The sequence below is a fragment of the Mesorhizobium sp. LSJC269B00 genome, from assembly GCF_000502815.1.
Classification (GTDB): Bacteria; Pseudomonadota; Alphaproteobacteria; order Rhizobiales; family Rhizobiaceae; genus Mesorhizobium.
In genome coordinates this window covers 25,985-38,357 of the sequence record NZ_AYVN01000009.1, presented here as the reverse complement: position 1 = coordinate 38,357, position 12,373 = coordinate 25,985, and the positions used below count along the sequence as shown (strand labels likewise).

At 64.0% G+C, this 12,373-nt stretch carries 18 protein-coding genes; 4 read left to right on the top strand and 14 right to left on the bottom strand.

The genetic code is table 11. The features are described from left to right. Window positions 1–169 precede the first annotated feature (169 nt). Both X771_RS144550 and X771_RS144555 read right to left on the bottom strand, forming a co-directional pair. The gene (locus X771_RS144550; protein ID WP_023683593.1) at window positions 170–451 is read right to left on the bottom strand and encodes a hypothetical protein; all 282 of its coding nucleotides are present in this window, start codon (window positions 449–451) and stop codon (window positions 170–172) included. Window positions 452–623: 172 nt separating this feature from the next. Beyond that, window positions 624–1,532 (bottom strand): LysR substrate-binding domain-containing protein, encoded by a 909-nt coding sequence (locus X771_RS144555; protein WP_023689165.1) that lies wholly within the window; start codon window positions 1,530–1,532, stop codon window positions 624–626. Window positions 1,533–1,642: 110 nt separating this feature from the next. Here X771_RS144555 and X771_RS144560 point away from each other — a divergent pair, with 110 nt between their 5' ends. Then, a complete protein-coding gene (locus X771_RS144560) occupies window positions 1,643–1,828 on the top strand; it encodes a hypothetical protein (protein WP_023689164.1) in 186 nt (61 codons plus the stop codon). A 22-nt stretch (window positions 1,829–1,850) separates the two neighbouring features. Here X771_RS144560 and X771_RS144565 read toward each other — a convergent pair whose 3' ends face one another. Then, complete coding sequence (locus tag X771_RS144565) at window positions 1,851–2,810, bottom strand: sugar-binding transcriptional regulator (RefSeq protein WP_023689163.1); 960 nt, start codon at window positions 2,808–2,810, stop codon at window positions 1,851–1,853. A gap of 220 nt (window positions 2,811–3,030) precedes the next feature. Here X771_RS144565 and X771_RS144570 point away from each other — a divergent pair, with 220 nt between their 5' ends. Next, the gene (locus tag X771_RS144570; protein ID WP_023671242.1) at window positions 3,031–3,663 is read left to right on the top strand and encodes an HAD family phosphatase; all 633 of its coding nucleotides are present in this window, start codon (window positions 3,031–3,033) and stop codon (window positions 3,661–3,663) included. An 81-nt stretch (window positions 3,664–3,744) separates the two neighbouring features. Here the strand turns inward: X771_RS144570 and X771_RS144575 are convergent, their stop codons facing one another. The 8 genes from X771_RS144575 to ureC all read right to left on the bottom strand — a co-directional run bounded on the left by X771_RS144575 (window position 3,745) and on the right by ureC (window position 9,990). Continuing rightward, on the bottom strand, window positions 3,745–4,512 hold the full coding sequence (locus tag X771_RS144575) for a class II aldolase and adducin N-terminal domain-containing protein (RefSeq protein ID WP_023689162.1): 768 nt from the start codon (window positions 4,510–4,512) through the stop codon (window positions 3,745–3,747). Window positions 4,513–4,578: 66 nt separating this feature from the next. Beyond that, window positions 4,579–5,211, bottom strand: a complete 633-nt coding sequence (gene ureG / locus X771_RS144580) for an urease accessory protein UreG (RefSeq protein WP_023689161.1) — start codon at window positions 5,209–5,211, stop codon at window positions 4,579–4,581. Continuing rightward, complete coding sequence (locus X771_RS144585) at window positions 5,208–5,666, bottom strand: DUF3995 domain-containing protein (protein ID WP_023689160.1); 459 nt, start codon at window positions 5,664–5,666, stop codon at window positions 5,208–5,210. The genes ureG and X771_RS144585 overlap by 4 nt, the downstream gene beginning before the upstream one ends. Continuing rightward, window positions 5,663–6,349 (bottom strand): urease accessory protein UreF, encoded by a 687-nt coding sequence (locus X771_RS144590; protein WP_023689159.1) that lies wholly within the window; start codon window positions 6,347–6,349, stop codon window positions 5,663–5,665. Before X771_RS144590 ends, X771_RS144585 begins: the two co-directional genes overlap by 4 nt. Continuing rightward, the gene (ureE, locus tag X771_RS144595; protein ID WP_023689158.1) at window positions 6,342–6,944 is read right to left on the bottom strand and encodes an urease accessory protein UreE; all 603 of its coding nucleotides are present in this window, start codon (window positions 6,942–6,944) and stop codon (window positions 6,342–6,344) included. The genes X771_RS144590 and ureE overlap by 8 nt, the downstream gene beginning before the upstream one ends. Next, the gene (locus X771_RS144600; RefSeq protein ID WP_023683600.1) at window positions 6,941–7,546 is read right to left on the bottom strand and encodes a glutathione S-transferase family protein; all 606 of its coding nucleotides are present in this window, start codon (window positions 7,544–7,546) and stop codon (window positions 6,941–6,943) included. Before X771_RS144600 ends, ureE begins: the two co-directional genes overlap by 4 nt. A 42-nt stretch (window positions 7,547–7,588) precedes the next feature. Further along, on the bottom strand, window positions 7,589–8,182 hold the full coding sequence (locus X771_RS144605) for a hypothetical protein (protein ID WP_023689157.1): 594 nt from the start codon (window positions 8,180–8,182) through the stop codon (window positions 7,589–7,591). Between the two features lie 92 nt (window positions 8,183–8,274). Further along, window positions 8,275–9,990, bottom strand: a complete 1,716-nt coding sequence (ureC, locus tag X771_RS144610; RefSeq protein WP_023689156.1) for an urease subunit alpha — start codon at window positions 9,988–9,990, stop codon at window positions 8,275–8,277. Between the two features lie 177 nt (window positions 9,991–10,167). On the opposite strand from ureC, the gene X771_RS144615 reads away from it, so the two are divergent. Both X771_RS144615 and X771_RS144620 read left to right on the top strand, forming a co-directional pair. Then, on the top strand, window positions 10,168–10,530 hold the full coding sequence (locus tag X771_RS144615; RefSeq protein ID WP_023671233.1) for a hypothetical protein: 363 nt from the start codon (window positions 10,168–10,170) through the stop codon (window positions 10,528–10,530). A gap of 123 nt (window positions 10,531–10,653) precedes the next feature. Next, window positions 10,654–11,151: a hypothetical protein gene (locus X771_RS144620; RefSeq protein WP_023689155.1), complete on the top strand. Its 498-nt coding sequence runs from the start codon at window positions 10,654–10,656 to the stop codon at window positions 11,149–11,151. A gap of 26 nt (window positions 11,152–11,177) precedes the next feature. On the opposite strand, the gene X771_RS144625 is transcribed toward X771_RS144620, so the two are convergent. The 3 genes from X771_RS144625 to X771_RS144635 are packed head-to-tail and all read right to left on the bottom strand — an operon-like array spanning window position 11,178 to window position 12,369. Continuing rightward, on the bottom strand, window positions 11,178–11,483 hold the full coding sequence (locus tag X771_RS144625; protein WP_023671231.1) for an urease subunit beta: 306 nt from the start codon (window positions 11,481–11,483) through the stop codon (window positions 11,178–11,180). An 8-nt stretch (window positions 11,484–11,491) separates the two neighbouring features. Further along, the gene (locus X771_RS144630) at window positions 11,492–12,085 is read right to left on the bottom strand and encodes a HupE/UreJ family protein (RefSeq protein WP_023689154.1); all 594 of its coding nucleotides are present in this window, start codon (window positions 12,083–12,085) and stop codon (window positions 11,492–11,494) included. A 29-nt stretch (window positions 12,086–12,114) separates the two neighbouring features. After that, on the bottom strand, window positions 12,115–12,369 hold the full coding sequence (locus X771_RS144635) for a DUF1272 domain-containing protein (protein ID WP_023671229.1): 255 nt from the start codon (window positions 12,367–12,369) through the stop codon (window positions 12,115–12,117). Window positions 12,370–12,373: the final 4 nt, after the last annotated feature.

Genomic DNA, 12,373 nt, shown 5'->3' with positions numbered 1-12,373 from the left:
CAAGCCAGATTCGATGCTGCAGCGCAGCACGCAAGGAGGAGCGCGGCGTTGCGCGCGTAGAGGATATTGAACGGATTTGGGAAGCTGTTTGCACGGGATGTGAGAGCGGGTAGATGCCGACCCATCGCAACCCAATCATGGCGCCAAGGGAGCGATGGGGCCCAGCCCGTCAGCCGTGGGACGGGTAGCTTCCGACGGAATATTCGAAAACCCTGCCGTCGCGTGTTTGCTTGGCTCTGGTCAGCACTTCCGTCACCTGGATCCAGCTGGGCTCGTCCTTGCGCAGCCTAACTTCCCGGCCGATTGCCTTCACGGCAGCTTGAAACGGCGTAAATGCTTCGATCACCTGCGTCGTGCGCACGGTGTTGTTTTCGATTTCTTCGACGCGATAGACTTTCATCAGCCGGCTGATCGACCCTGTTTCAATCTGCAGACGATTGATCCTGCTCAATTGGGTCGTCACAAGCACAAGCCTATGCCGGGCGAGTGATATCGACAGCGTTTTTGTCAAGCTTGGTTAACCGGGTGGCCCGATCGCAGCTGTTTGTCCGCGAAAGCGAGCATTCGTCGCGGATCCATGGCTCGCTTTGCATCTCGGAAATCAATCCGCGAGTCGCTCGCCCTCAGGCGCAGGCGATCTCGGCCAGGATCCAGTCCCGGAAGGCTTTTATCTTCGGCACGTTGCGACGCGCCGTCGGGTAGACCAGCCAATAGGCGTGGCCGTCGTCGCCGACTAGGTCGAAGGGCTGGATCAGGCGGCCGGCGGCGAGCTCGGTCTTGAACAATGCGGTGGTCAGGATCGCCACACCATGGCCGGCGATGGCCGCGTTCGCCTCATAGGCCTGCGCGCCCATGCTGGTGCCGGTGCGCCTGGCAAGTTCGTCCGCCGGGACGCCGGCAAGGGCGAACCATTCCCGCCACCAGATGTCGCCGGGATCGAGAATGGGCAGCTTGAACAGGTCGGCGGGTTCGTGGACGCCACCTATGGTGGCAGCGAGTGCCGGGCTCAGCACCGGGGTGAAATCGGCCTTGAACAAAAGATGGGTCTCCACTCCAGGCCACTTGCCGCTGCCGGAGCGGATAGCGATGTCCATGTCCTCGCGGGCAAAATCGATCACCCTGTTCGAGGTATCGACGCGCACCGCCGGCGACGGATGCGCGACCTGGAAGGAGCCGAGATGCTGCGCCAGCCAGTTCGAGGCGAAGGTCAGCAGCGTCGAGACACACAGCACACTATCGGCGCCCCCACGCGCGGCGGAATAGGCGCTTGAGAGCAGGCTGAACGCCTCGCTGACGGCGGGCGCCAGGCGCTGGCCGGGTTCCGTCAGCACAATCTGTCGCGGCTGGCGCAGGAACAGCGGCGAACCGATGCGCTCTTCCAGAAGCTTGATCTGATAACTGGCGGCGGCCTGCGTCATGCCGAGTTCCTGCGCGGCCTTGGTGAAGGAGAGATGCCGCGCGACGGCTTCGAACACCCTGATGGCCTGCAGCGGCGGCAACTGGGCGAGCTGTGGTGCCTTGAGATCGGGCATAAGCCCTCCTTATGGGTCGTGATCGACGTTTGATTGGCGGCAAGAGGCAATCAGGCCGATATCTGGTGTCAACGATCAATCAAGTTCAAGCATAGCGGAGGCTGAAGATCATGACCACGGTACAGCAAAAGCTCCATTCGACCCCGGCGCAGAGCTGGTTTTCCCTGCTGGTGCATGAATTTTCCCTGCTTGTGCACCGCCGACGCGGCTACGTCGACGTCCGGGAGTTGTCGCCGCATCTGCAGCGCGACATGGGTTTCCTCGATGGAAATGATGTTTGCGGACGGCACAAATAGCAGTGCCGATTTTATCACCAGATCAGGCGCCGTCGAGTAGGGCCGTGGCGGTCCGCTCGTCGGTGATGAGGCCATTGACCAGCCGGCGGTTCACCGCGGCCAGGATGCCCGGCAATTTGCGTTCGCCCATGGCGAGTGCAATGACCAGCGACTTTTCGCGTGACGGCAAGGCTGCCGACGATACCCGGTCGTTGGTGATGCCCTCGATCATGCGGCCTTCCCGGTCGAACACCCAGCCGACGATCTCGGCGACGCCGCCAGCCTTTTGCAAAGCCTTCAGCTCGCTTTCCGAGATAAAACCGTCCTCGTAGAGCGGCGCCTTCGGGCCGAGATCGCCGATGCCGACAAAGGTGACGTCGGCTTCCGCGGCCAGCGCCAGCGTCGGTTGGATCATCGGCTGGGCAAGCAGCATCTCGCGCTCTTCCGGCGACGAGGCGATGACCGGCAGCGGCATCGGGAACGAGCGGGCCTTGACCCGGTCGGCCATGGTGAAGATGACGTTGTAGAAGGCGGCCGAACCGTCGGGCGAGATGTTGCCGGTCAAGGACACAACCTTGTGCTGCGAGCATTCCATCGGCGGCAATTGCTCGATCGCCGCCTTCAGCGTGCGGCCGGTGCCGATGGCCAAGACGATGGGCGTCGGTGACCGCAGCCGCCGCTCGATCTCGGCCGCGGCCGCCTCGGCAATGCCGATCGTGGTCGAGGATGAGGTTGGATCGCTCGGCACCACTTCGACGAGGTCGAGCGCGAAGCGTGACTTCAGTCTAGCTGCGAGATCAAGGCAATTGGCGATCGGGTGATCGACGCGAACCTTGATCAGCCCCTCCGACACCGCCAGCGACACCAGCCGCTGCGCCGTCTGCCGGGAAATGCCGAGCGTGGCGGCGATCTGGTCCTGGGTGTTGCCGGCAACATAATAAAGCCAGCCGGCGCGCGCTGCCTCGTCCAGCCTGCTGCTGCCGCCATCTTGCCGCGAATTCAAAATGTGCCTCCAGCCCTGCCCCTTTGCGCGCCCTTGGGCGAAGCGTCGTAGTCTTGCAGGGAATGTGTCGGCGCGCAATTGTTCAATCGGGAAGACAATTGCTTGCTGCTTCGATCCGGCCGCCGCGCGGCAACCAACCCAGCGAAAATCGCCAGCGGACGGGCTCGGCGGTTTATCTCCTGATACAAACGCTTTAAGGGGATCGGCAAAGGAGCCTCGCATGACGCCGAAAGCGGTTTTCTGGGATATGGACGGCACGCTGGTCGACAGCGAGCCGCTGCACGAGGCGGCCTTGGTGGCGGCGCTGCGCAGCGTCGGTATCACGCCGCCGGCCGACCTGCATGAGCGGGTGCTGGGCGTCGCCGCCGCACCGGTCTACGAGATGCTGCGCAGCGAGTTCGGCCTCGACCTGCCCTTCGACGACTGGATCGTGCGCAAATACGATCACTACATGCCGATGGCCGAGACGCTGAAGCCGCGCCCCGGCGCGATCGAAGTGTTCAACGAGTTGCGCGCGCTCGGCGTGCAGCAGGCGGTGGTGTCCAATTCCGACCGGGTGATCGTCGATGCAAATCTGAGCGCCGTCGGCCTGATCTATCCCGGCATGCGCACGATCAGCCGAAACGACGTGCGCGAAGGCAAGCCGCATCCCGAACCATTCCTGCGCGCCGCGTGGCTGGCCGGCGTCGATCCTTCAGACGCGGTGGCCGTCGACGACAGCGTTACCGGCGCCACATCAGGCCTGGCCGCGGGGATGCGGACGATCTTCTGGCCGGAAGCGCCGATGGCAGGACCGAAGGGCGCTGTCGTGATCAACAGTGCGGAAGAGTTGCGGGCTCAGTTGGGACTCTGAGTGAGCCTATGAACGTCGGCGCTGCCCCTCATCCCCCTGCCGGGACCTTCTCCCCGTGAACGGGGAGAAGGGTGAACTCATTCAGCTGCGGTACACCGGCTCCTCCTCGTCGAGGATCGCCTTCAGCTCGGCCAGGTGACGCTCCGCCTGGCCGGGATAGTCGTCCATTTCGCTGGCGGCCTTTTCGGCAATGGCGTCGGAGAGCGTGCGCAGCGGCCGGCCGGTCCACAGCGCCTTGATGTAGGTCTCGGCGGCGCGTTCGAAATAGAACATGCGGTTGAAGGCGTCGGCAACGGTGTCGCCGATGACCATGACGCCGTGATTGCCCATCACCATCACCTTGACCTTAGGGTCGGTGAGCAGTTGCGAGCAGCGCTCGCCCTCTTCCTCGAAGGCCAGCCCGCCATAATGGGCGTCGACGACGTGGCGGTTGAAGAACATGGCCGAGTTCTGGTCGATCGGCGGCAGAGTCGAGTCGGCCAGCGATGCAAGCACAGTGGCATGAATGGAATGCACATGCATGGCGCAGCGCGCATGCGGCACGTTGCGGTGAATGGCGCCGTGCAGACCCCAGGCAGTCGGGTCGGGCGCGTCGGGGCCGGTCAGCGTCTCGGGATCGTTGGCGTCGATCAGCAAAAGGTCGCTCGCCTTGATGCGCGAGAAATGCACCTGGTTGGGGTTCATCAGGAATTTGCTGCCGTCCTCGTTGACCGACAGCGAGAAGTGGTTGGCCACGGCTTCATGCATGTTGAGCCGCGCCGTCCAGCGGAAGGCGGCGGCGAGGTCGACGCGCTCCTCATAATAGGGCAGGTTGGTCAGCGGCTCTTTCTGCAAACGGGCGATGCTCATCAAAAAATCCTCCATTTCCCCAAGAATGCCGCGCCCAATGCCGACCAGCAACCGGTAAGTACTGGGTCAGGCCGCCGAGCGGGCCGACTGCAGCCCGCCATGTTCGACGATGAAGTCGATGACTTCCTGCAGTCCCTTGCCGCGCGACAGGTCGGTGAAGCCGAACGGGCGCTTGCCCCGCATTCGGGCGGCGTCGCTCTCCATGACATCGAGGTTGACGTTCACATAGGGCGCCAGATCGCTCTTGTTGATGACCAGGAAATCGGAACGGGTGATCGCCGGCCCGCCCTTCCTGGGGATTTCCTCGCCCTGGCAAACCGAGATGACATAGAGGGTCAGGTCGGCAAGGTCCGGCGAGAAGGTGGCGGCAAGATTGTCGCCGCCGGATTCGATGAAGACGATGTCGAGATCGGGGAATTTCCTGTTCAGCTCGGCGATCGCCTGCAAATTGATCGAGGCGTCCTCACGGATGGCGGTGTGCGGGCAGCCGCCGGTCTCCACGCCGACGATGCGGTCCTCAGGCAGCGCCTGCAGGCGAGCCAGCATCATGGCGTCTTCCTTGGTGTAGATGTCGTTGGTGACGACGGCGATGGAGAAATCGTCGCGCAGCGCCTTGCAGAGCTTTTCGGTTAGCGTCGTCTTGCCGGAGCCGACGGGACCGCCGATGCCGATGCGCAGGGGACCGTTGGCCTGAGTCATAGCGAAAAATCCGTCATGCCGAAAAACTCCGTGATGGCGAGGATGGCGAAGCTGAGCCCGATCAACAGGCAGAGCGGCGAATAGAAGCTGACATCGAGCCGCGCAAAAGGCTGTTCCGGCGCCAGACGGCGCCACCACGGCGTGAAGCCGGCAATGCCGCGGCCGAGGAAGACCAGCCCTATGAGCAGCGCTGTGGCGGCAAGGCCTTCCCTTGGAAAGGGGGTGGCGAAGACCCCGGTCAGCGCCAGCGGCCACAGGGTTGCGAGGCACAGGCACGCGGCAACGGCGAAACAGGCAAACGGCGTCGGCATCTCGTCGATGCCGCGAAAGCCGACGACGGCGTGGGCGCAGGAGACGCCGTCCCTGCCCGGCCAGATGCCGCCAAGGCCCCAATAGACATGCAGCGCGGTGATCAGCAGCAGGACGGCCGAGAGGGCGAAGGCGAGGACGATCATGAGCGGAACAGCCTGGAATACTGCGTCTCGTGCTTCATCGCCATGATGTCGGAGATGAAGGCGCAGCCGCCGAGATCGTCCAATGTCGAGCCGGCGGCGCGCGCGGCCGTCGACAGCGCCAACGGCTCGAAGCCGGCGAGCAAGGCCATAGCGTCCGTCTGGCCGACGATTCCGAGTCGGATCGCCGCCTGGACGAGGTTGGAGAAGAAGGCCTGCAGGAAGGCCGACATCGCGTCCTGAAGCGCGATGCCGTTGCCGCCGGCAACGGCGCCGACGGCGACACAGTAGGCGCATTCGGCCGGCAGGCGGCCCAATACCGGATTCGCCCACGCCGCTGCCGCTTTCAGGAAGGCGGCGCCTTGCAGCATGGTTTCGGTGTGGCGCTCACGCGAGCCGGCCAGCGCTTCGGCGAGATCGGCAATTTCATGGAGGTCGCCTTCATGGAGGTCGCCGCCGTCGCGGGCGCGGCGCCAGCTTTCCGCGAAGAGCACGGCGTCGTTCCAGCCCGAGCCCATCTCGACCAGCGTCTCCAGCCAGAAGGCGAGGCTGGCGGTATCGGCAACCAGCCCGTCTTGCCCGGCGCGTTCGAGACCATGGCTGTAGGCAAAGCCGCCGACCGGAAAGGCCGGCGACAGCCACGCCATGAGCCGCAGCAAAGCGATGCCGGACGGCTGGTCAGTCATGATCGTGATGATGCCCGTCATGGGAATGGCTGTGCGAATGCGACTCGCTGTGTGCGTGGGAACGTCCATCATGGGAATGCGCTTCGGCGTGCGCATGCGCATGGCCATGATCATGACCATGCGCACCTTGGGCGGAATAGGCGCCGCGCACCGGCTTGAACGGTTCGGAGACTTCGCGCACCGTGGCGCCCAGCCCTTCCAGCATAGCCTTGATAACATGGTCGCGCAAAATCAGGATGCGGCTGGGCTCAATCGCAGCCGCCAGATGCCGGTTGCCGATATGCCAGGCGAGTTCGGTCAGATGCACGGCGTGGCGGGCGCGGATGTCGTAGACCTCTTCGGGTGCCGCGGTGATCTCGACCTGGCCGCCATCCTCCAGCACCAGCCGGTCGCCATCGTTCAAGGTCACGGGTTCGGGCAGGTCGACCAGCACCTTGCTGCCGTCGGCAAGCTCGATGGCGCGGCGGCGCAAATGACGCTCGTCATGGGGCAGGACGGCACGGCCGGATGGCGGCGTAGTTCCGGCAGTGCCGGCAGGCACCACCGAGACGGCCCGGGGGAACTTGGTGAAGTCGGTGTTCAGGTTGAGTTTCATCGCATGGCTCCACCGTTAGCCTGGGCTCTCGCACGGGCAGGCCGCGCCAGGACGCGGTCGAAATACGCGTTGACGCGCTCGGATTCGATCGGAAATTTTCCGGCGCGGGCCCAGCCGCCCATGTCGCCCAACAGCACGTCGACGGCGGAAAACCGGTCGCCCAGCGCAAACTCCCGATCCCCCAGCCGGCCGTCGAGCGCCTTGGCCTCCGAGGCGAAATCGTAGGCGGCGGCGGGGCCGACATCGACCCGCACGTCCTTCGGCAACAGGAAGCGGTGGCGCAGCTTGTTCCACAGCGGCGCTTCGAACTCGGACTGGGCAAAATGCATCCAGGAATCCATTTCGGCGCGTCCGGCCACACCTGGATTGGCGCCCATGCCTTTGTCGGCGTGCTTGTCGGCGAGATAGACGCAGATTGCCGCCGAATCAGTCACCGTCAGTTCGCCATCGATCAGGATCGGCACCTTGCCCGACGGGTTGAGCGCATAGGCTTCGGGCGAACGCAATTTGACCTCGACGAATTCATAGGGCTGCCCGAGTTCCTCGAGCATCCACAGAACGCGGCTGACGCGGGATCCACGCGATCCGATGGCCTTGTACATGGTTGAACCCTCTTTCCTGCGACCCTAAACCATAGCCACTGTTCAGACGATGGTGTCGAAGAGCCGCAGGATGAACGATATCTGATAGATCAGCGTGCCGGCGACGAAGGCGATGTGGAAGCGGCGGTCACGCACCAGTATGGCGGCGATGCACAACACCACGAAAACCGGCGTTCGGAACAGATATTCATTGCCGTAGCGGGCGAAATGCTCGGGACCCTTCAGCAGCGTGTCGACGACGTCGAGCAGATAGGTCGTCGCCAGCAGGCCGAAGAACCAGCCACGGCGTGAATAGAAGAAATCCTCGTAGCTGGTGTAGTCGAGCATCGAATCCGGAAACAGCAGCGCGCACAGCAGGAACAGCGTGATGGCGTAGAAGATCAGGAACAGGTACTTGCCGAAAGTCCAGACCTCTATGGTGTAGAGGCCGAACTCCCACCACCAGAAGTGCACCAGCAGCAACAGCATGGAGGCGACCCAGCCGAGGTGCACGGGATAGAGCCTGTACTGGCCGGGATGCTGGACGATGCGCGCCACCCCCGACAGCAGGCGAGCGACGCCAAGTCCGATCACCATGCCCATGACGATGCGGATATGCGGGAAGATATCGTGGGCGGAGGCTATTTCGGTGGCCATGACCTGCTACGCGGTTTCTTTGAGCCGCATATTGCGGCGGCACCGACCGGCTCGCAACGGAATTTGCCGGGTCGATCAAATCGCCCCTCGCCTCAAAACAGGAAATACCGCTGCGCCATCGGCAGCACGGTTGCCGGCTCGCAAGTCAAGAGTTCGCCATCGGCGCGAACCTCATAGGTTTCGGGATCGACCTCGATATGCGGCGTGGCGTCGTTGAGGATCATCGAGTGCTTGCCGATGCCGCCGCGGGTATTTTCGACCGCGACGAACTGCTTGTCGACGCCGAGCCTGCCATGCAGGCCGGACTCCAGCGCCGCCTTCGAAACGAAGGTCACCGACGAGTTGGTCCTGGCCTTGCCATAGGCGCCGAACATCGGGCGGTAGTGCATCGGCTGCGGTGTCGGGATAGAGGCGTTTGGGTCGCCCATCGGGGCTGCGGCTATCATGCCGCCGATCAGCACCATGTCGGGCTTGACGCCGAAGAAGGCTGGGTTCCACAGCACCAGATCGGCGCGCTTGCCGACCGCGATCGAACCGATGTCCCTGGAAAGGCCATGCGCGATTGCCGGGTTGATGGTGTATTTGGCGATGTAGCGGCGGACGCGGAAATTGTCGTTGTTGCCGGTCTCCTGCGGCAATGACCCGCGCTGGCGCTTCATCTTGTCGGCGGTCTGCCAGGTGCGGATCGCCACCTCGCCGACGCGGCCCATTGCCTGCGAGTCCGACGAGATGATCGAGAAGGCGCCGATGTCATGCAGAATGTCTTCCGCCGCGATGGTTTCCTTGCGGATGCGGCTTTCGGCAAAGGCGATGTCTTCGGGGATCGACGGCGACAGATGATGGCAGACCATCAGCATGTCGAGATGCTCGGCCAGCGTGTTGACGGTGTAGGGCCGGGTCGGGTTGGTCGAGGACGGGATGACGTTGGGCAGGCCGCAAACCTTGATGATGTCAGGCGCATGGCCGCCGCCGGCACCCTCGGTGTGGAAGGCGTGGATGGTGCGGCCCTTGATGGCGGCGACGGTGTTCTCGACGAAGCCGGATTCGTTCAGCGTGTCGGTGTGGATCATCACCTGCACGTCGTAATCGTCGGCAACCGACAGGCAGCAGTCGATGGCCGCCGGCGTCGTGCCCCAGTCCTCGTGCAGCTTCAGCGAGCAGGCGCCGCCCAGCACCATTTCCTCGAGCGCCGCCGGCAGCGAGGCATTGCCCTTGCCGGACAGGCCGATGTTCATCGGGAAAGCGTCGAAGGACTGGATCATGCGCGCCATGTGCCAGGGTCCCGGCGTGCAGGTGGTGGCCAGCGTGCCATGCGCCGGGCCGGTGCCGCCGCCGAGCATGGTGGTGATGCCCGACATCAGCGCTTCGTCGATCTGCTGCGGGCAGATGAAGTGGATGTGCGCGTCGAAGCCGCCGGCGGTCAGGATCTTGCCCTCGCCGGCGATGATCTCGGTACCGGGGCCGATGATGATGGTGACACCGTCCTGCGTGTCGGGATTGCCGGCCTTGCCGATCGCCGCGATGCGGCCGTCCCTGAGACCTATATCGGCCTTGAAGATGCCGGCAGTGGCATCGACCACCAGCGCGTTGGTGATGACCGTGTCGACCGCGCCGCCGGCGCGCGACACCTGGCTCTGGCCCATGCCGTCGCGGATGACCTTGCCGCCGCCGAATTTCACCTCCTCGCCATGGACGGTGAGGTCCTTTTCGACCTCGATAAACAGCTCGGTATCGGCCAGGCGCACTCTGTCGCCGACCGTCGGGCCATACATCTGCGCGTAGGCGGCGCGGGTAATTCTAGCCATCAGTCAATGCTCCCCAAACGAGAGTCCGGCCGCAGCCGAACTCCACATCGTCGCCATCCAATGGTCATGCAATGACCCGCTCGGCGACACCTTCTGATCCCATTTGGCCGTTGAGGTGGCCGTGCCACCCCAAACCGCCCGTTTGCCAAACCCTTGGCCAAATCGATGAAAGGAAAATACATGCGCAAAATCATCGTTCTTGCAGCCGCCGCCACGCTGGCCTCCGCAACCGTAGCCGGCGCCCAGCAGCAGCCCACGCCGCAACCGAAGCCGGCGGCGCCCAGCGCTCAGCCGGCGGCGCCGGCGATCCAGAAGGTCAACATCGTCGATATCAGCGAATTGCCCAAGGCCACCCAGACGCAGGTCAATCAGGTGATCGCCCAGCGTGGCGATGCCGGGCTGCAGAAACTGCGCTCTTCGATCGACGCGACGCCGCAGATCAAGTCGGCGCTCGAAGCCAAGGGGCTCACCTCGGCACAGGTGGTCGCCGCCAGCATGACCACCGATGGCGCGCTGACCCTTGTCACCAAGAAGGCAAGCTGAAAGAAGCGCTTGGCGGGCCGGCACCCGGCCCGCCAGCCCACAGGGAACCTTCGCCCGACAGGAGGCGTTTCGTTCCTTTGGCGCCGAACGGCGTTGCACAGAAAAGTCCACCAGGAGCGAGCAATGCCTGTCTTTGCCGACACCAGATGGCTCCAGAGCCTTGCTGCCTGCACATTTCTCGCAGCTTTCGGCCCGCAAGCCGCGCAAGGTCTTGAAAGCGCTGACGCCGTCAACCGGGCCGACACCGTCAACAGGATCGTCGGCTCCGATGTCCGGCAGGAGGAGGCGCGGACGGAACCACAGACCAACAAGATCATCACCGCGATCGAGCGGACGCGTGAGAACATCGGCGCCGTGCGCAAGACGTCCAAGCTCGATACTGTGGATATCGTCTTCCTCACCGACGCGGCGCGCAGCGAAGGCGGCCCGCCGCCGGCGGTCGAGAGCAAGGTCGAACAGCATCAGGATGACATTGCGGAACTGCGCAAGGAGATCGACGCCAACGCCTTGCTGTTCAACGCCATCGATTCGCGGCGCGTGCTTACGGAAGACGTCCTTGCGGTGGAATTCGACGGCTCGGCAAGAATCGTCATCTACGCGGCGGCCAGGCCGTCGAACTGACCTCAGGGCGCCCGACCCCGTCGATCTCACAGCCTGCCCATGATCTTCTGCTGAAAACCGTAGACCTCGCGTTTTCCTCCGAACGGCACCAGCGTGACGTCCCGCTCTTGTCCCGGTTCGAAGCGCATCGCGGTGCCGGCGGCAATGTCCAGACGCATGCCGCGCGCTTTGTCGCGATCGAATTTCAACCCCTCATTGGTCTCGAAGAAATGGTAGTGGCTGCCGACCTGGATCGGCCGGTCGCCGCTGTTGGCCACCTTCAGCGTCACCGTCGGCAGCCCCTTGTTGAGCTCGATGTCGCCGCTTGCCGTGATGATTTCGCCGGGAATCATCGTTAGCCTCACAAAACGCCGAAGACCAGGCCGACGGCGACTGCAGCACAAGCGGCGCCAGCGGCGCGGGCAAGCCCGCGAAAGCGCATGCCGAGGCCAAGGCCGGCAGCGATGCCCATGGCATGGAGAAGTGCGGTGGCAACGGCAAAGCCGGCCATATAGTCAAGTCCACCGGCATTTTCCGGCACTTCGGTGCCGTGGGCATGGCCATGGAACAGCGCGAACAGGCCGATGATGGCGACTCCGGCCGAGACCGGCAGATCGACCGCCAACGCCACCAGCAAGCCAAGCGCGACGACGGAGGCAAGGATGCCCGGTTCGACGAAAGGCACCGGCACGTGGAGCATGCCGAGCGCGCCGCCGACCAGCATGACGCCGACAAAGGCCAGCGGCCAGGCCCAGATTGCCTTGCCGCCCTTGAGCGCCGCCCACAGGCCGACGGCTACCATGACGGTCATATGGTCGAGGCCGGACAGCGGATGCGCGAAGCCCGCCGCGAAGGACGAGGTCGTGCCGATGCCGACATGGGCATAGGCGGGCATCGCCGCCGCCAGCAGCAGGATCGCTGCAAGCGTGGTGCGTTTGGTTGAAGCAGAGATCATCGGTCTTCCCTTCGAAGTCACGAAAACAATCACGCAGCCTTGCGCGGGCCGCAGCCCTCGGCCTTGAGCACGCGTTGGGTCGAGGCCGGATATTTCACCAGTTTCTCCACTGGGCGGATCGGGCGTGCGGAAAAATTGCCGCCGCAGTTCGGGCAGACGCCGCCCAGCACATGTTCAGCGCAGTCAGCGCAGAAGGTGCATTCAAAGGTGCAGATCAGCGCGTCCGCCGCTTCCGGCGGCAGGTCCTTGTCGCAGCATTCGCAATTCGGTCGCAGCTCCAGCATCGTT